The 18,059-nt window shown below is 68.2% G+C and carries 13 protein-coding genes; 7 read left to right on the top strand and 6 right to left on the bottom strand.

Translation table 11 applies throughout. From position 1 onward, the window contains the following. Positions 1–57: 57 nt before the first annotated feature. Positions 58–2,382 (bottom strand): PBP1A family penicillin-binding protein, encoded by a 2,325-nt coding sequence (locus EBS11_RS01040; RefSeq protein WP_290599825.1) that lies wholly within the window; start codon positions 2,380–2,382, stop codon positions 58–60. A gap of 211 nt (positions 2,383–2,593) precedes the next feature. Here EBS11_RS01040 and EBS11_RS01035 point away from each other — a divergent pair, with 211 nt between their 5' ends. Next, complete coding sequence (locus tag EBS11_RS01035) at positions 2,594–4,861, top strand: oligopeptide transporter, OPT family (protein ID WP_290599824.1); 2,268 nt, start codon at positions 2,594–2,596, stop codon at positions 4,859–4,861. A 162-nt stretch (positions 4,862–5,023) separates the two neighbouring features. Further along, entirely contained in the window at positions 5,024–7,912 is a 2,889-nt protein-coding gene (gene hepB / locus EBS11_RS01030; RefSeq protein ID WP_290599823.1) for a heparin/heparin-sulfate lyase HepB, read from the top strand. On the opposite strand, the gene EBS11_RS01025 is transcribed toward hepB, so the two are convergent. Beyond that, entirely contained in the window at positions 7,895–8,842 is a 948-nt protein-coding gene (locus EBS11_RS01025; RefSeq protein WP_290599822.1) for an AAC(3) family N-acetyltransferase, read from the bottom strand. The genes hepB and EBS11_RS01025 overlap by 18 nt on opposite strands. Further along, positions 8,835–10,016, bottom strand: a complete 1,182-nt coding sequence (locus tag EBS11_RS01020; protein WP_290599821.1) for a hypothetical protein — start codon at positions 10,014–10,016, stop codon at positions 8,835–8,837. Before EBS11_RS01020 ends, EBS11_RS01025 begins: the two co-directional genes overlap by 8 nt. A 145-nt stretch (positions 10,017–10,161) precedes the next feature. On the opposite strand from EBS11_RS01020, the gene EBS11_RS01015 reads away from it, so the two are divergent. The 5 genes from EBS11_RS01015 to EBS11_RS00995 all read left to right on the top strand — a co-directional run bounded on the left by EBS11_RS01015 (position 10,162) and on the right by EBS11_RS00995 (position 15,228). After that, on the top strand, positions 10,162–10,389 hold the full coding sequence (locus EBS11_RS01015) for a hypothetical protein (protein ID WP_290599820.1): 228 nt from the start codon (positions 10,162–10,164) through the stop codon (positions 10,387–10,389). Between the two features lie 98 nt (positions 10,390–10,487). Beyond that, complete coding sequence (locus EBS11_RS01010) at positions 10,488–10,988, top strand: GNAT family protein (protein WP_290599819.1); 501 nt, start codon at positions 10,488–10,490, stop codon at positions 10,986–10,988. Between the two features lie 110 nt (positions 10,989–11,098). Next, positions 11,099–11,620 carry a sigma-70 family RNA polymerase sigma factor gene (locus tag EBS11_RS01005; protein WP_290599818.1) on the top strand — a complete coding sequence of 174 codons (522 nt, stop codon included), beginning with the start codon at positions 11,099–11,101 and terminating at the stop codon, positions 11,618–11,620. Beyond that, the gene (locus EBS11_RS01000) at positions 11,613–12,614 is read left to right on the top strand and encodes a FecR domain-containing protein (protein ID WP_290599817.1); all 1,002 of its coding nucleotides are present in this window, start codon (positions 11,613–11,615) and stop codon (positions 12,612–12,614) included. Before EBS11_RS01005 ends, EBS11_RS01000 begins: the two co-directional genes overlap by 8 nt. A 100-nt stretch (positions 12,615–12,714) precedes the next feature. Then, on the top strand, positions 12,715–15,228 hold the full coding sequence (locus tag EBS11_RS00995; RefSeq protein WP_290599816.1) for a TonB-dependent siderophore receptor: 2,514 nt from the start codon (positions 12,715–12,717) through the stop codon (positions 15,226–15,228). 9 nt (positions 15,229–15,237) lie between these two features. Here the strand turns inward: EBS11_RS00995 and EBS11_RS00990 are convergent, their stop codons facing one another. The 3 genes from EBS11_RS00990 to EBS11_RS00980 are packed head-to-tail and all read right to left on the bottom strand — an operon-like array spanning position 15,238 to position 18,029. Continuing rightward, positions 15,238–15,621, bottom strand: coding sequence for a hypothetical protein (locus EBS11_RS00990; protein ID WP_290599815.1), 384 nt, complete (start codon positions 15,619–15,621; stop codon positions 15,238–15,240). Between the two features lie 14 nt (positions 15,622–15,635). After that, complete coding sequence (locus tag EBS11_RS00985) at positions 15,636–17,339, bottom strand: hypothetical protein (RefSeq protein WP_290599814.1); 1,704 nt, start codon at positions 17,337–17,339, stop codon at positions 15,636–15,638. A gap of 12 nt (positions 17,340–17,351) precedes the next feature. Continuing rightward, complete coding sequence (locus EBS11_RS00980) at positions 17,352–18,029, bottom strand: UPF0149 family protein (RefSeq protein WP_290599813.1); 678 nt, start codon at positions 18,027–18,029, stop codon at positions 17,352–17,354. Between the last annotated feature and the right edge of the window lie 30 nt (positions 18,030–18,059).

Below are 18,059 nucleotides of genomic sequence, written 5' to 3'. Positions count from 1 at the left end.
AGGGCAAGATCTGGGGTCGGACGGGGACGCCGAGTCCCTCAGGGTCCGACCCCGGCTTTAATTTGTCTCCACTGGCAGCGTCTGCGGCAGCGCCGCCGGGTCCGTCGGCGTTTCCACGTCCATGTCCAGCGTCTTGACGCCATTCATGTCGATGAATTCATCGTACATCCATTCCCCATCGACCTGGCTCAGGCCTGCCGGCACGGCGCGCGTCACTTGCGGGCGCGTGGAGAGCGCGGTGCGCATGTAGTCGATCCAGATCGGCATGGCCAGGGTGGCGCCGAATTCGCGCCCGCCCAGGGACTTGGGATCGTCATAGCCCATCCACGCCACGGCCACGATGCCGCCGCCGTAGCCGGCGAACCAGCCGTCAACGGCGTCGCTCGTGGTGCCCGTCTTGCCGGCGATGTCGCTGCGTCCCAGTTTCTTCGTCGCCGCCGCGCCCGTGCCCGTGCGCGCCACTTCGCGCAGCATGCTGTCCATGACGAAGGCGTTGCGCGGGTCCAGCGCCAGGGTCTTGTCGTCGTTGGGGGCGGGCGGCTTGGTCTGCATCAGCACCGCGCCCTTGGCGTCGACGATGCGGTCGATCAGGTAGGGTTCCACCTGGTGGCCGCCATTGGCGAACAGGGCGTAGGCGCCCGCCATCTGCACGGGCGTGACGGAACCCGTACCCAGCGCCATGGTCAGGTTGCTGGGCTGGCGCGCCGGGTCGAAGCCGAATTTTTCCAGGAAGTCGTGCGTGTACGCTATGCCCAGCGCGCGCAGGATGCGCACCGAGGCCACGTTCTTCGACTGCGCCAGCGCGTAGCGCATGGTGATGGGGCCGTCGAACTTGAAATCGTCATTCTGCGGCGCCCACACCTTGCCACCCGCCTGCATTTCCAGGGGTACGTCGTTGATCAGGGTGGCCGGCGAAAAGCCTTTTTCCAGCGCCGCCGAGTACACGAAGGGCTTCATGGCCGAACCGGGCTGGCGCCAGGCCTGCGTGACGTGGTTGAACTTTTGCAGGTTGTAGTCGAAGCCGCCCACCATGGCGTGGTAGGCGCCCGTGTCCGCGTCCAGCGAGACGAAGGCGGCGGCCACCAGCGGCACTTGCGTGATGCCCCAGTTGCCCTTGGCATCCTGGCTGATGCGGATGACGGCGCCCGGGCGCAGCTTGATGCCGGCGCCTGCCTTGGCGGACAGCGCGGGGGCGGCGAAGCGCAGGCCGTCGCCCGTGATGGCCTTGGCGTCGCCGTCGCCCGTGTCGGCCAGCACCTTGCCGCTGGACACTTCCGTGACGACGGCGGCGATCAGGCCGTCGCTGTCCGGGCGTTTTTGCAGTGCAGCATCGATGGCGTCGTCGCGCTGCTCGGGGTCCGCCGGCAGGTCGATGAAGGTTTCCGGGCCGCGGTAGCCGTGGCGCTGGTCGTAGGCGATGACGTTGCGCCGCGTCGAGGCGTAGGCTGCATCCTGGTCGGCCTTCAGGATCGTCGTGTAGACGCTGATGCCCTTGGTGTAGCTGTCTTCCTTGTACTGGGCGTAGACGGCCTGGCGCGCCAGTTCGGCCACGTATTCGGCGTGCGTGTCGAAACCCTGCTTGCCGCGGCTGTTGATATGCAGCGGCTGCGCCAGCGCCTGCCGGTACTGGCCTTCGCTGATGTAATCGAGTTCGCGCATGCGCTTCAGGACCAGCTGCTGGCGCGCGTGCGCCTTTTTCGGATTGCTGATCGGATTGTGGCGCGACGGGTTTTGCGGCAGGCCGGCCAGCATGGCCATTTCCGCGATCGACAGTTCGGACAGGGGCTTGCCGAAATACGTCTGCGCCGCGCTGCCGAAGCCGAACGAGCGCTGGCCCAGGTACATCTGGTTCATGTACAGCTCGAGGATCTGCTCTTTCGACAGGGCCGCCTCGATCTTCAGGGCCAGCATGATTTCATTGAGCTTGCGCGAAGCGACTTTTTCGCGCGTCAGGAAGAAGTTGCGCGCCACCTGCATGGTGATGGTGGAGCCGCCGCCGTGGCCGAAGCCGTGCCGCAGGTTCGACAGCACGGCGCCGCCGGCGCGCACGAAGTCGATGCCGTGGTGTTCGTAGAAGCGGCTGTCCTCGATGGCCAGCAGGGCCTTCTTCATCATCTCCGGCACCTGGGCGATGGGCACGAAGTCGCGGTGCTCCTCGCCGAATTCGCCGATCAGCACATTGTCGGCCGTGTACACGCGCAGGGGAATCTTCGGCTGGTAATCCGTGATGACGTCCAGTTCGGGCAGGCGCGGACGCACGTACAGGAACAGGTAGGCGGCCAGCAGCAGGGCGGCGGCCAGCGCGGCGCAGCCGGCGATGATGAAGCCGCGCACGGTGGCGCGGCGGGAAGGCCAGGGAAATCCGGTTCGTTTGGCAGTCAAGGCAGTCTCACATGAGCGTGCAGGGCACGGTGGCAGCGATTATAGACCAATGCGGCGAGCGCTCCGGCGTTGGCGCAGCGCAGGGGCCGGTGCCGGAAGGGGGAGCAAAAAACCTTTTCATCGAAACGCGGCTGTGCGATAGTCTCGGCTTCAAGAAAATAGCCCGGGCGTCAATCCGGGCTGTTTATTTTACAAGACTAAGGAACTTTGTATGGCAAAAGATGCAACACCGAGCGCCATGAAGCCGTATATCCCGGCCGACGCGAAATTGCCCGAAATGACCTTCCGCGCCCTGTTCATGGGCGTCATCCTGGGGATGGTCTTCGGCGCCTCCTCGCTCTACCTGGTGCTGAAGGTGGGCCTGACCGTCAGCGCCTCGATTCCCGTCGCCGTGATCGCCATCACCCTGTTCGGCCTGGCCAAGAAAGTGGGCGGCAAGGATTCCTCGATCCTGGAAAACAGCATCACGCAAACGGCCGGTTCGGCCGGCGAATCGCTGGCCTTCGGCCTGGGCGTGACCATGCCCGCCATCCTGATCCTCGGCTTCGACCTGGAAATCTCCAGAGTCATGCTGGTCGGTATCCTCGGCGGCCTGCTGGGCATCCTGATGATGATCCCCATGCGCCGCACCATGATCGTCGACCAGCACAAGGAACTCAAATTCCCCGAAGGCACGGCGTGCGCCGAAGTGCTGAAGGCGGCCGCCACGGAAGAATCGCGCATCGCCGCCGGCGAAAGCATCGAGAAGGATTCGGCCGCCGCGCTGGACGCCAAGCGCCGCGCGAAGATCATCTTCGGCGGCTTTGCCGTCGGCCTGCTGTACAAGGTGTTCAACATCTCGTTCAAGGGCTGGAAGGACACGCCGGGCGTGGAATTCGCCGCGCCGCTCAAGGGCGGCTCCATCGGCGCCGAGATTTCGCCGGAACTGCTGGGCGTGGGCTACATCATCGGCCCGCGCATCGCCGCCACCATGGCGGCCGGCGGCGTGCTGTCCTATCTGGTGCTGATCCCGATGATCAAGTTCTTCGGCGACAGCCTGACCACCGTGCTCTCGCCGGGCACCAAGTTGATCAGCGAAATGGGCGCCGACGACGTGCGCAGCGCCTATGTGCTGTACATCGGCGCGGGCGCCGTGGCCGCCGGCGGCCTCATTTCGCTGGTGCGCGCCATGCCCATGATCTGGCGCAGCCTGTCGGCCGGCCTGAAGGGCCTGGGCAAGGGCGTCAAGACGGCGTCCACCCTGCGCACGGACCAGGACATCCCCCTGAAATGGGTGGTCATCGGCTGCCTGTCCATCATCGCCGTGATCACCTTCGCCACGCCGCTGCACATGAATTTCCTCGGCGCGCTGCTGATCCTCGTCTTCGGCTTCCTGTTCGCCACCGTGTCGTCGCGCCTGACGGGCGAAATCGGCTCCTCGTCGAACCCGATCTCCGGCATGGCCGTGGCCACCTTGCTGTTCACTTGCCTGATCTTCCTCATCATGGGCTGGACGGGCGGGCGTTACTATGTGACGGCCCTGTCGGTGGGCGCCATCGTGTGCATCGCCGCCAGCAATGCGGGCACCACCTCGCAAGACTTGAAAACCGGCTACCTGGTGGGCGCCACGCCGCGCCTGCAGCAGTACGCGATCCTGGCGGGCGCCCTGTCGTCGGCCCTGATCCTCGGCCCCATCCTGCTCAAGCTCAATGAGGCGAGCACCGTCTACGTGCCGGCAGCGCAAGTGGCACCCGGCCTGACGGTCGATGCGTCCAAGCTGACGGTGACGGGCGAGCTGCATGGCCCGCAAGCCGATACGGACCACAACACGTATAAAGTCTGGCAAAAGACGGACACCGTGGGCGGCCCGGCCGGCAAGTATTTTGTCAAGGATGATGGCCAGCTGGCCTACCTGGTCGATCCGGGCATCAACGGCCATTACAACAAGCGTCCCGATGGCACGGAAGTGAAGAAATACGATGCGCCCAAGGCGGTGCTGATGTCCTACATCATCAAGGGCATCCTCGACCAGCAGCTGCCGTGGACCCTGGTGCTGTTTGGCGTGATGATCGCCGTGGTGCTGGAAATGGCCGGCATCCCCTCGCTGGCGTTTTCCGTCGGCGTGTACCTGCCACTGTCGTCCACCTTGCCGATCTTCGTCGGCGGCCTGGTGCGCTGGCTGGCGGACCGCCGCAACAACAAGCTGGAACACAACGCGAAACTGAACGAGGAAGAGCGCCAGCTGGCGGGCGACCGCAGCTCGGGCGTGCTGCTGGCGTCCGGCTACATCGCCGGCGGCGCGCTGGCCGGCATCATCATCGCCATCACGGCCGGCGTGCTGACGCACTTCGACCAGATGATGGCCGACTGGGCCGAGCACGGCAACCCGCTGTACGCGGGCCTGCACTCGGACGCGCTGTCGCTGCTGCCGTACGCGGCCATCATCGTGCTGCTGTATTTCGTCGCGCGAGAGAAGAAGGCGGACGGCCCGCAGGCTTGACGTCCGGCCCGCCCCGATGACAACCGCCCGGCTCGCACCGGGCGGTTTTTTTTTGACCCGGCGCCATGGCGCAGGACGAATTTGTTATAAAAATGCAATCAAATCGGCCCGGATGGTGTATTGTTCCTGCTATTTAAAATACAACAATCTGGAGGTCCCAGTATGTCCAAGCTGCGCAGCCGTAACAAATTGCACGGTTTTATCCATGCCGCCCTGCTGGCGGCCAGTCCCGTCCTGCATGCGGCGCCTTTTCCCGTCGAAGCCATGTTCGAGGCGGAAGCGGCGGCGCCGGGAGCGCCATGGGCGCTGGACAGCGCGGGCCGCAACGCGGTATCGGGCGGCCTGTACCTGGCCACGCCGGCGGACCTGGCGCGCGCCGATACGCCAGGCGCGGCAGCGGAATTGGCGTATGCCGTGGCCGTGCCCCGCGACGGCAGCTACACGGTCTGGCTGCGCGTGCTGGCACCGGCGGCAAACGCCGCCTCGCTGTACCTGGCGCTCGACGATGGCGCCTATGCCAGTATCGCCGTGCCGAACGTGTCCGGCCAGGCAGGGCAGTGGACGTGGGTGCCCGTCACCCGCTGGCTGGCCGCCGGCGAACGCCAGCTCAAGCTCAAGTACCGCGACGGTGGCGTGGGCATCGACTGCCTGCTGGTGACGGCGCTCGCCGATTTTGTCCCGCAAGGCCACGGCGCGTATCCGCTGCCCACAGTGCTGCCGCCCGCCGGCGAGCATCCCCGCGTGTTTGCCCGGGTGGGGGACCTGGGTGCCATGCGCAGCCGTTTCGAGTCGACTGCGGCAGAAATGGCGTCGCACCGCGCCGTCCTGAATGGCTTTATCGCCGCGTCGGCCGTGGTGGCCCTGCCGGCGCTGCCCCCGTTCGTGCCCGGCGGCCCGGCCATGACGAATCACCAGGCCGATGTGGTGAACGCGATCAAGGCGAAGGCGCTGTCCTCGCTGCTGTACGAGCAGGGCCTCGTGCCGGCGCAGGCGCAGCGGGGCAGGGAAGCCGTGCAGATGCTGCTCGACTACCTGGCCGCCGTGCGCTTTTCGCCCGGCTACGGCTATTCGAACGAAAAAGGCGAGATCGTCCTGGCCAGCGCCATGGTGTACGACTGGTGCTTCACGCTGATGACGGCGCAGCAGCGCGCCTACGTCGTCACGCGCTTTACGCAGATCGCGGCGACGATGGAAATCGGCTTTCCGCCATCGCGCCAGGGCGCCGTCGTGGGCCACGGCAGCGACAACCAGCTGCTGCGCGACCAGCTGTCCGCCGCCATCGCCTTCTATGACGAGGCGCCGCTGGTCTACAACATCGTCGCGGGGCGCTTCTTTGCCGACTACATCGCGCCGCGCAACTACGCCTATGCGGCGCAGGCGTATCACCAGGGGGCATCCTACGGCACCGTGCGTTTCCTGTCGGATATGTATGCCGCCTGGCTGTTCCGGCGCATGGGCGCCGCCCCCGTGTTCGATCCCGTGCAGCAGATGACGCCCTATCACTGGCTGTACGGGCGCCGTCCCGACGGGCAGTGGATGCGCGACGGCGACGTCTACCATTCGTCCTACACCAACAGCACGCAGACCTGGAGCGAACCGCTGGCCTTCCTGCTGCCCGCGAGCTACTACAACAATCCCACCTTGAAGCACGAGTACCTGAAGCAGTCGTCGCAGCCGTCGACCAGCTTCATCCATCCCAAGGATAGCCTGTGGCCTGTGTTGCTGGGCAATACGGTCATGGGCAGCACGCCCGGCCCGGCGACCTTGCCAATGACCAAGTATTTCCCGGACCCCGCCGGCCTGATGATCGCCCGCACGGGCTGGACGGATACCATGCAGGCGGATGCGGGCGATGTGGTGGCCACGATGAAGCTGGGCGGCGACTGGTTCGGCAACCACGAGCATTACGATGCCGGGCATTTCCAGATCTATTACAAGGGCGGCCTGGCCATCGATTCGGGCATCTACAGCGGCCGCGACGTGCTCGACCCTTCCATCACGCTGGAATACGGCAGCGCGCATGACATGAACTACCACAAGCGCACGATCGCGCACAACACGGTGCTGGTGCACGATCCCGCCGAGAATTTCGACGGCTTTGCCAATGACGGCGGCCAGCGCTTCCCGGGCGACGAGCCGGAAACCCTGGCGGACCTGGCCAACGGCTACAAGGTGGCCACCGTCCTCAAGCACCAGGTCGGTCCCCAGGCGCAGGCGCCGGACTTCAGCTACCTCAAGGGCGACCTGACGGCCGCGTACAGCAGCAAGGTGCGCCAGTTCCAGCGCTCGTTCGTCTTCCTCAATCTCAAGGATGCGAACCATCCGGCCGCGCTGGTCGTGTTTGACAGGGTCAGCGCCAGCGACGCGGGCTTCAGGAAGACGTGGCTGCTGCACAGCCAGTCCGAACCCGACATCAGCGGCGACACGGCCGTTATCCGGCGCACGGAATGGGACTACAACCACACCTACCAGTACAACGGCAAGCTGATCAACCGGACCTTGCTGCCGGCGAATGCCACCCTGGCCAAGGTGGGTGGCAGCGGCAATGAATTCAGCGTCAACGGGACGAATTATCCTATCCAGCCCGAGGCCGACTACTCGACGGAGGAAGCGGGCGCCTGGCGGCTGGAGGTGTCGCCGTCCGCCGCCAGCGAAACGGATCTGTTCCTGAACGTCATGCAGGTGATGGATGCCGGCAGCGCGCTGCCTGCGCTGCCCACGACGGCCATCGAGTCGCCCTTGCTGGCCGGCGTGCAGATCCGGAACCGCGTGGTGCTGTTTTCCAGGAGCGGCCAGCCGCTGGGCGGGCTCGTCACGGTCGAGCTGCCGGCCTACGGCGCATCCATGCAGGTGCTGGTGACGGATTTGCAGGAAGGTAACTGGACGGTGCGCAAGCGTGGCGCGGGCGGCCCCATCGAGGATGCGGTGAATGCCGAGGCCGGCACCTTGTATTTTGTCGCCAGCGGAGGCGGTCTGTACGATTTGCAGCGCACCGCGCCCGCTGCCGCGCGCGCGACGGCTCCGTCGGCAGGCTCACCGGCCGTGCCGTAGGACGCCGTACAGGACGGGGCGCGCCGCCAGTTCCGCCGCCGTGGCGTAGATCGTCACGTGTTCGGACGCCAGCTGGCGCAGGTGGTCGAAGAACGCCTGCGCCGGGATGCACCACGACGCCGCATCGCCGACCTGGCCGTTGACGCGCAGGCCGGCGGCGTCGAATTCGCGCTCGAAATAATCGCGCAAGTCGCCCCGGCCCGGCTGGTCGATGCGGCGCTGCGCGATGGCGGGGGCGTAGGGCCGCACGGGCACGTCCCAGCGCCGGCCGTCGTGGTCCAGACAGGCCAGCAGCGCCGTCGGCCCTTCCCACACGGGCACGGGAAAGGCGTCGCCCATGGCGTCTTCCAGCGCGTGATAGAAGGTCACCGGCCCCATGGAAATGCCCAGGCCCAGCACCTTCGCATTCTGGCAGCCGAGGAAGCGCTGCCAGGGCGAGCCTGCGCCAAAGATCGACGGCGCGCGGTGATGGCCTTCCGTCAGCCAGGCGGCATGGCGGCCCCACGCGGACACGGAGTGGGTCGGGTGGATGCTGCGGTGGATATCGCCGCAGGCCAGGAAGGTCTCGGGCAGGCGCCCCATGTGCGTGCCGTGGCGGCGCGCATCGAACATATAGCCTGGCGTGGCGCAAGCGGCGCGCAGCGTGCCGCCGGGCAGGTAGTAGGTGGGCAGCAGCAAGGTGCCCTGCGGGCCGACGGCATCCTGCAGGGCGCCAATCACGGCCGCCGCGCCGCCTTCCACGTAGCCCAGGCTTTTCAGCGAGGAATGGATGAACAGCGCGTCGCCCGGCATCACGCCGAGCCGCGCCAGGCCGGCCGCCAGGGCGGCGCGCGTCACGTGGCGCCCCTGCCGGCGCTGGCGGCGGGCGCTGGCGGCGCGGCGCCACGCTTCCAGCGCCGCGTGGACGGTGCGTCTGGTCCCCTCAAGCATCGCGCAACTCCAGTTCCAGCAGGTTGGCATCGATGCAGAACTTGGCGGCCCAGTTCAGGTAAGCCCAGCCCCCGTAATCGCCATCGACGGGAAACGAACCCTTGACGCCGCCGCGCACGTGCGCCGGGCCGCTGGTGGCGACGGTGCGCCGCACGTAGCCGTTCAGGCGGCGCGCCGCGTCCAGGTAGCGGCGCTCGCCCGTGCGTTGGTACAGGAGGAACAGGCAGTGGGCATTTTGCGCGGAACCGGTGAGGCAGGCATAGCCGGCACCGGGCTGGAAGTCCGGCCCCAGGCGCCCGGGCAGGTAGCCATCGGCCGCCACGGCGCCGGCGACGCCCGCTCCCGTGCGCGCGGCGGCGTCCAGCAGGTCCGCGCGCGCCGCAAAACGGTGCGCTTCGAGCAGGCCGCGCAAGACGTAGCCGATGGTGTGGCTCAGGGGCAGGAGCGGGTTGTCCAGGCAATTCGACGCGAACCAGCCGTTGGCCCACTGCTTGCCCAGCGCCCAGTCGACCTGGCGCAGGCCGGCCGCGCCGTAGCCGAGGCCCGGCGCCACGCGGTCAGCCTCGAACAGGCCCCACGCCACGTGCGTCTCGTAGGCCTTGTCGCCGGCGCTGGCGAACGGCGTCGGATGCCGGCGCCAGCAGCCGTCGGCATCCTGGCTGTCGCGCAGCCAGCGCGCCGCGCGGTGCATGGCATCCGCATAGGCCGCGCCGTAGGCCTGCACGCCGGCGGCCAGGCCCAGCAGGATCTGGCCCGTATTGAAGGTGACGGGCACGCGCGGCGTGGAATCGATCTTGCCGCCCTGGAAGCCGCCTTCCGCGAACTGGATGGCCACGCACCAGTCGAGCATGCGGCGCGCCCGCCCGTGCAGCTCTTCGTCGTCCGTGCGCCGCGCCAGGGCGATCATGGTGGGGATGATGTAGCCGGTGGTTTCGGGGTAGGAGCTCGACCAGCCCGTCAGCAGGCTGTAGTCGCGGGCGACGCCGCCGTCGTTTGAGCTGGAATGGTCCTGCGCCGCGCCCAGCCAGGCCGCGCAGGCATGAATGACGGCGTCCGGGCCCGGATCGACAGCGGGCAGGCCGCGCCGGTCCGCGCGGCGCTCGCTGCGCGCCGCCGCCGGGAGCCGGGCTGGCAGCGCCAGGGTGTGCCTGATCTTGCCGAGGAGTGTGCGCATGGTGGGATGGCGTGGTGGCTGGGTCTGCCTACTGTAGCGCCGGCAGCCCGCTTGCCGGTTGACTTGCCGCAAGAATCCGTCGTGGCGTCGCGCCGGCCGGAATTGACGCATAATGGATGCCTCACCACCGTTGACGGGGTCCGCCATGAATAGCGTCACGCTCGAGTATGCAGTCGTCACCAATCCCGATTCCTTCGTCGGCTTCAAGTATTACGTCAAGGCGGGGCAAGCCTTCGATGCGGACGATTTTGCCTATTCCTACAAGCTGAACCGGTCCGAACTGGACCCCGACAGCGTGCTGGCCACGCGCGAGGCGGCGGCGAACCTGCAGCCGGGCGAGTGGCTGACGGTGTCGCATTCGATTGCCGCGTAGCGGTCAGACTGCATGTCTCTTCCTTAACCTTTCGGGTCCGTCAGGAATTTTTGCGCGTGAATCTTTCAAGTTTTCCTGATATTTCCATTGTTCCAACCTTGCCTGAACACGCCGCAGCGCTCGCCACCCTGGTGGCGCAGAACCGCGAACACCTGCAAGCCTACCTGCCTGCCGTGCTGCCGCTGGCGTGCCCGGACGGCGCGCGGGCGTACCTGGCGCACGCCTGCGAACGGGCAGCACTTGGCGAGGTACTGGAATGGCATGTTTTCTCCGGCACGGCCTTATGCGGCAGCATCCGCCTGAAAGACATCGACGCGGCGGACCGCAAGGCGAAAATCGGCTATTACCTCGGACGCCCGTTCCAGGGCCGCGGCATCGCCAGCGCGGCGGTACGCGCCGTCCTGGCGCATGCGTTTGGCCCACTGCGGCTGCACCGCATCGAGCTGCAGTGCGCCGCCGGCAACCTGGCCAGCATGGCGCTGGCCAGGCGGCTGGGATGCACGCACGAAGGCGTGCTGCGGCAGGCGGAATGGCTGCATGGCGCGTTTGTCGACCTGCATGTCTATGCTGTGCTGCAGGCCGACTTCAGGCCGGATTGAGGCGCTGGCCGGGGCCGTCGCATGCAGCGATCTTGCCGCAATGTTCACTTCTGCCTATAATTGAGAATAATTCTCATTAAGTTTGTGCTGCCCGCCAGACCCGCCGCTCCATGTCCGCCGACCACCTTACCCTGCATGATTTCGATGACATCGCCATCCTGTATCGCCAGCACCACGGCTGGCTGCAGGGCTGGCTGCAGCGCAAGGTGGGCAACGCCTTCGACGCGGCCGACCTGGCGCAGGCCACCTTCCTGCGCGTGCTCGCGCCGCGGGGAATGCAGGGCGTGCAGGAGCCGCGCGCCTACCTGACGACGATCGCCCGCAACCTGCTGATCAACCACGTGCGCCGGCGCGCCATCGAGCAAGCCTACCTCGATGCCCTCGCCCTGATGCCGGAACCGGTGGCGCCGCCGCCCGAAGTGCGCCTGATGTTCCTCGAACGCCTGGTGGAGCTGGACCGGCGTCTGGCCGCGCTGCCGGCGCAGGCGCGGCAAGCCTTTTTGCTGGTGCAGCTCGACGGCATGGGGCAGCAGGAGGTCGCGGCCGAGCTGGGCATTTCCCTGTCCACCGTCAAGCGCCACCTGGCCAGGGCGGCCCTGCGCTGCTTTTTCCCGGAGCAGCACGATGGATGAAGCGATGCCGGCCGTCCTGGGCGGCACCGATACCGCCGTGCGCGTGGCGCCCGCCGTGGCGCGGCAGGCCGTGCAGTGGTGGCTGGCGCTGCAGGGCGGCGACGCCACTGCCGCACAGCGCACCGCGTGGCAGCGCTGGCGCGCCGCGGACGCGGAACATGAGCGGGCCTGGCAGCGCATCGAGGCGGTCAGCGGCCAGCTGGCCGGCATTCCGCCGCCGCTGGCCGGCGCCGCCTTGGCCGCGCCGGCAGGCGCGCAGCGGCGCCGCACCGTGCGCGTGCTGACGGCGCTGGTGGTCGCCGGCGGCAGCGCCGCCCTGCTGCGCCAGACACCCATCTGGCAAGCGTGGGACGCCGACGCCAGCACGGCCACGGGCGAGCGGCGCACGGTGCGCCTGCCGGACGGCGGCACGCTGGTGCTCAATACCGACAGCGCCATCGCGCTGCGCTACGACGCCAGCGTGCGCGCGGTGCGGCTGCTGCGCGGCGAGGTGCTGCTGCAGACGGCGCCCGATGCGCGGCAGCGGCCCTTCCTCGTGCACACGGCCGACGGCACGGCGCGGGCGCTGGGCACGCGTTTCATCGTGCGCCAGCACGCGGGCTACGTGCAGGTGGGCGTGCTGGAAGGGGCCGTCGAGCTGCGGCCAGCGGCGGCGCAGGGCCGGCCGCGCGTGCTGCAGGCGGGCGAAGAGGGCAGTTTTACCCGCGACGGCGCGGGCGCGGCGCATGCGCTCGATGCGGGCGCGGGCGCATGGGCCGACGGCATGCTGGTCGCCGCGCACATGCGCCTCGATGCCTTCCTGCGGGAGCTGTCGCGCCACCGGCGCGGCCACCTGGGATGCGATTCGGCGCTGGCGCACCTGCTGGTGTCGGGCGCCTATCCGCTGGCCGACACCGACAGGGTGCTGCTGGCGCTGGTGGAAGCCTTGCCCGTCGAACTGCATTACCTGACGCGCTACTGGGTCACCGTGCGGCCGCGCGCCGCGAAAAAATAAATCGAAAATACATGGACTGTTTTGGCGTGCTGCCTTGTTAAGGGAAGTGAGGACGCGGGTTACGGCCCGTCCCACCCATTCCATGATACGAGGGCATACCATGAACGACCGCAGCACACTCCATCCTTCCACGCGCAGCCGGGTACCGGGCCTGTCGACTATGAAACCGCTGGCCCTGCTGGTGCACGGCCTGTGCCTGGGTGCCCTGGCCAGCGTGGCCGGCGCGCCGGCGCAGGCGCAAACGGCCGGGCAGGCCGGACAGCCCGAGTCCCTGCGCCATTACGCCATCCCGGCCGGGCCGCTGGAAGCGACATTGAACCGGCTGGGGCGCGAAGCGGGCTTGCTGATCGCCTTCGGCTCGGCCGCGACGGAAGGACTGCGCAGCGGCGGCGTCAGCGGCAGCTACACGGTGGACGACGCGCTGGCGCGGGCGCTGGCCGGCACCGGGCTGGCCGCCGTGCGCACGGCCGGCGGCGGCTATGCGCTGCGCGCCGCCAGCACACCCGGCGCCGGCGCGGCGGGCGATGGCGTGCAGACGATGGCGCCCGTCACCGTCAGCGCGCAGGGGGAAGAGGAAAACCCGTGGGGCAAGGTCAGCGGCTATGTGGCGCGGCGGGCCAGCACGGCCACCAAGACCGACGCTTCCCTGCTGGAAGTGCCGCAATCGGTGTCCGTCATCACGCGCGACCGCATGGATGACCAGGGCGTGCGCACCCTGAACGACGCCATCCAGTACACGGCCGGCTTGCGCAGCAACACGGCAGGCGCCAACCCCGCCGACGACAGCCTGGCCGTGCGCGGTTTCAGCCAGTTCTCGGGCGCGTTCTACCTGGACGGCATGCGCCTGATGCCGATGGGGACGCTGGGCTTCTTTGGCGTGGAGCCGTATGGCGCCGAGCGCGTCGAAGTGCTCAAGGGTCCCTCGTCCGTGCTGTATGGCCAGACAGCGCCGGGCGGCATCGTCAATTTCGTCGCCAAGCGCCCCGCGCCGGAGCAGGTGGACCAGGTCGAACTGTCGCTGGGCAGCTACGCGCGCAAGCAGCTGGCCCTCGACGTGGGCGGCACACTGGCGGACGATGGCAGCCTGCGCTACCGCCTGGTGGGGCTGGTGCGCAAGGCGGACCAGCAGATCGACTACATGCACGACGACCGCTATTATCTGGCGCCCAGCCTGACGTGGGCGCTGAGCGCCCGCACCAGCATCACCGTGCTGGGCTTTTTCCAGAAGAACCGCGCCATGCAATCGTCGAACGTGCAGTGGGAAGCCCTGAACGGCAGCAATCCCAACGGCCGATTGCCGCTGACGCGCTTCTTGGGCGAGCCGGGCTTCGACCACGAGGAAACGCGCGTCGCCTCGGCGGGCTACGCGGCGCGCCACACCTTCGACAGCGGATGGACGGTGCGGCAGAATTTCCGCTACCTGCACGCGGATAACCATGAACAGTATATGTTTCGATATGGCAACTTAATCGACCATGCGGTGACCAACCGCGAGATCGATACGCGCGACGGCAAGGGCAGCGTGTACTCGCTCGATACCAATGTGACGGGCCAGGTGGCGACGGGCGCGTTGCGCCATGAGATCGTTGCCGGCATCGATTACAGCCGCAGCAATACCTCGTTCAGCTCGTATATCGCCGACGGCCCGCAGATCGATATCTATCGCCCCGTCTACGGCAGCGCGCTGGACCTGGCGGCGCTGGCGCCGGACGCCCTGCGCCGCGAGCATCACCGGCAGCTGGGCGCCTACCTGCAGGACCGCGCGCAATACGGCAACTGGGTCGTCACCGTGGGCGGGCGCCAGGACTGGACGCGTCAGGAGCAGCGCAATCTGCTGGCATCGCCCCCGGCCACGACCGTGCGCAAGCCCCGGGCGTTCACGGGCCGCGCCGGCGTCACCTACCTGGCGGCGAACGGCCTGGCGCCCTACGCCAGCTACAGCGAGTCGTTCTCGCCCGTCTCCGGCGCGGACCGCCACGAGCGTCCGTTCGAGCCGGAAACGGCCCGGCAAGTGGAGGTCGGCGTGAAATACGCGCCGGGCGCGCAACTGTCCGTGACGGCCGCCGCCTTCGAACTGCGGCGCCAGAACGTGCTGACGACGGACCCGGACGAGCCGAATTTCTCCATTCAGCAGGGGGAGGTGCGCTCGCGCGGCATCGAGCTGGAAGTGGCGGCGCAGCCGAGCAGCCAGCTGAAACTGCTGGCGTCCCTCACCTACAATCCCCTGAAGGTGACGAAGGCGAATCCGGACATGTGGGGCACGAACGTGCAGGGCAAGTCGCCGTACGAAGTGCCCAGGCAGATGGCTTCCGCGTGGGCCGACTATGCGTTTGCCGGCCGCTGGCGCGGCCTGTCGGCGGGCGCCGGCGTGCGCCACGTGGGCGCCAGCTGGGGCGACGCGGAGAACACCTTCCAGGTGCCGGCCGTCACCCTGGCGGACCTGTCGCTGCGCTATGACCTGGGCCAGGCCCGCAGCGCCTGGCGCGGCCTGAGCGTGGGCATGACGGTGAAGAACCTGTTCGACAAATACCATGTCGCCTCGTGTTTCTCGGCGCGGGCCTGCAATTACGGCGAGCAGCGCAATGTCGGCGTGCGCGTCGCTTACCTCTGGTAGCGCGCGGCCTTACGCCGGCGCAAACCAGGCCCGCAGTTCCGCCTCGGCCTTCTGCGCCGCCGCCTGCGTCAAGGTCAGGACGATGATCTTTTCCCGCGCCGGGCGGGGATGTCCGCCGCCGTCGGCCAGCTCGATGGCCTGTTCGAAGCTCGTGTAGCCGGGGCCGTATTCACGCGGGCATTGCTGCACGATGCGCGCCGCCTTGCCGGCGCTCCGGTCGGCCAGGTTGACGATGGGATTGCCGTCGGCAAATGGCTGGCCATTGGCGAAGGCGGTGCGCAGGTAGGGCGCGCATTGGCCGCTGAGGAAGGCCAGGCGCGCCTGCCAGTACGCTTGCGCTGCCGCATATGCGGCGGGGCCGTCGAGAAAATCGGCAAACAGGAAGTCGTCCATGGTTGATACTCCGGCTAGATGCCGAACACTTTCAGGATGGCGTCCGTCATCCCCTCGAACCAGCTGCCCGCCTTGCCCGGCTGCTTGCCGTGGCGCGGGGTTTCCTCGTACAGGTAGACGCCGTTGTCGCCGTCGAAGCGGTCGTTGAGCAAGGCTTGCTGGCCGCGCAAATACGGGATGAAGGTTTCGCTGCGCATGGTGGAATACAGCACGTCGGTGGTAAAGCCCAGGGTGGCGGACTGGCTGATGGAGCGGCCCTGGCCGGCGCGCTCCAGGCGCACGCCGCGGCAGCCGCGCACGATCAGGGTGACGGGGCCGCGAAAGACGATGAAGCGCAGCTGCAGGGTGAGCCAGGCGTGCAGGCTGCCCAGGCGCCAGTGGCTGGACATCGCCAGCGGCTGGCCCGCCTCCGTGATCAGTCCCACGAGTCCCCGCGGCTGGAACACGAGCGCGCTGCCGGCCGGCAGGCGCACGACGGCGACTTCCAGCAGCGGGTCGTCGCTGGCCGATATCGTCACGGATGCCGGCACGTCGCTGTGCAGGCGGGTCAGCGCCACCATGCCGGCGGCCAGGCTGGTGAACGGGAAGCGCCAGTCCAGCAGCCATTGCGTGCGCTTGCGCGTGCTGACGGGCGACGATTGCAGGTATTCGGGATGGATCAGCATCTGCTGGCCGGCTTGTAGCTGCAGCGCCTGCGAAACGGCGGAAATGCGCGATTCGCCCGGCGGCGGCAGGGGCAGGGCGGCGCCTTCGAGCTGCAGTTCGCGCGCGATCGACAGCGGCGGCAAGCGGGACGCGACGGGCGCCAGCACGAAATAAAAGAAGGCCTTGATGGCGGCGGGCAGCAGGATGGCCGACAGTACCAGCAGGGCGGCCGTGGGCGCCACGTCCATGACGGGGCCGCGCCAGCGGCCGATCCAGTTGCGCGCCAGCTGCGCCTCGCCCGCCGCGATGGCCGCGTGCATGGGCGCCAGCGCGGCGGCCAGGGCTTGCCCGTCGATGGCAAATGGGGCGGGAAGGGCGGCATGCGCGGCGTCGCCGGTGCGCGCGCGCTGCGCCAGCCAGGCCTTGTAGGCTTGCAGGTTGATTTCGCGCAGGCGCTGTCCTTCCATCTCCAGGCGCGCCAGCTGCGCGTAGGCGTCGCTGCCGGGCAGGTGGGCGGCCAGCGGGTGCCGCGCTTCCAGTTCGCGGCGCTGGCGCGCATTTTCTTTCAGCGCAGCATAGGCCTGGACGTGCTGCGCATGCAGGCGCGCCAGCGTCTGCCGCGCATCTTCGCCGCTGAGCGCCGCCTGCAGGGCGCCCAGGTGGCGGGCTTCCTGCGCCAGCACTTCGATTTCCACGCGGCGCATGGCCTCGTCCTGCGCATGGCGGGCCAGCGTCGCGGCGTCGGGCAGGGGCAGGGAAAACAGCGCTGGCTGCTGCTGCGCGCGCAGCTGGCGCAATTGGGCCTGCACTTGCTCCAGGCGGCCCGCGATGGTGCTCTGCGAGGCGTGCTGCAAGGCGTAGACCCGCGCCGTGGCCGCAGCGGCCAGGCTGGCGCCGTGGCTGTCGGCGCTGCCGGAAGCCTGGCGCAGCGCGGCCACGGCCCCGCTGCTGGCGCTGTAGGCGTGCCATTCGGCCAGCAGCAGCCGTCCGGCCAGCAGGATGGCGATGAACAGCGCGAACTGCAGCGCGTGGCGCAGCAGAAAGCGCAGCAGGGCCGTCAGCAGCTGGCGCAAGCTGGTGCTGCCTTAGTTCGCCGCGCTATCGGCGTCGGCGCAGCATTTCTTGTATTTCTTGCCGCTGCCGCAGTGGCACGGGTCGTTGCGGCCCGTCTTCGGCAGCTCGCGCAGCACGGTGGCGCCGGGCTGGCTTTGTTTCAGGTGGCGCTGGCGCGCCCAGGCGGCATTGATGGCGATCACGGCGGGAGTGACGCCATCCATGGCCGTTTCCGCCGCCTCGTCATCGAGTTCCGTGGCCGTGGCCAGGTGCTGGAACGGCGCCAGGTATTCGGGGTGGCTGACGGCCAGGGCTGCCCACTGGGGCTTGTCCAGGGTCGTGCCGAGGATGAGGCCGGCGCACCAGGCGGGCACGCTCCATTCGGGGCCGCACTCGTAGATGGGCTCGAAGCTGTCCGGGTCCTTCGCCAGCCATTCGACCATATAGGCGTGGTGGCGCTGCGCCAGGCTGGCGGCCCGTTCGCTGTCCGCGCCAGGCGCGGGCGCCGTAGCGCCGGCCGCCTTGTCCCACATCCACGGCAACCATTGCTCAGGGGTAATTTGTTTCGGGTTCAGGGCGACGGCCGTGAGCAAGCCTTCCAGCATCGACACGTCCATGGCGCGGGCTTGCAGGGCGGGCGCGGCCAGCAGGGTGTCGAGTTCGGCGTATTCGTCGTCGGAGAGGGGCGAGGTGGTGGAGATGCTGGACATGGGATTCTTTGCATAGGTTGGTGGGGTGGC

The organism is Janthinobacterium sp. (assembly GCF_009923995.1).
GTDB lineage: Bacteria > Pseudomonadota > Gammaproteobacteria > Burkholderiales > Burkholderiaceae_D > Janthinobacterium.
Note: the sequence above shows the minus strand (reverse complement) of the source record. Positions and strands in the feature narration are given on the sequence as shown.